Source organism: Thermorhabdus hydrogeniformans (assembly GCF_049310025.1).
GTDB lineage: Bacteria > Bacillota > Thermosediminibacteria > Thermosediminibacterales > Tepidanaerobacteraceae > JBJYKD01.
The window spans coordinates 1-257 of record NZ_JBJYKD010000213.1 but is presented as its reverse complement, the minus strand read 5'-3'; the positions used below and the strand labels follow the sequence as shown (position 1 = coordinate 257).

Here is a 257-nt window from a genome sequence, read left to right as displayed (position 1 = left end):
GATCGATCGGAGGCACAGCGCATTAGCGCCGCCAAAGAGCCCCAGACCCTGGGCAGCACATCGGGCAAGCGGGGACACATCCGGGTATGTGTACGCTGCGGCGTCACCCTGTACGGCGTGGGCCGCCGGGCAAAATACTGCCCCGAGTGCCGCGCTGAGGTCTACCGGGAAATGGCCATGGATTATAGGACCCGCAATCCCGAAAAGGTACGCGCGGCCTATGAACGGCGAAAGGAGGCCGCCCGGACACAGGTGTA

The 257-nt window shown here is 64.2% G+C and carries 1 pseudogene; it reads left to right on the top strand.

Annotated elements, in window-relative coordinates:
* Nucleotides 1–257 (top strand): annotated as a pseudogene (locus tag ACKX14_RS16170) (FYDLN acid domain-containing protein); the annotation flags it as partial.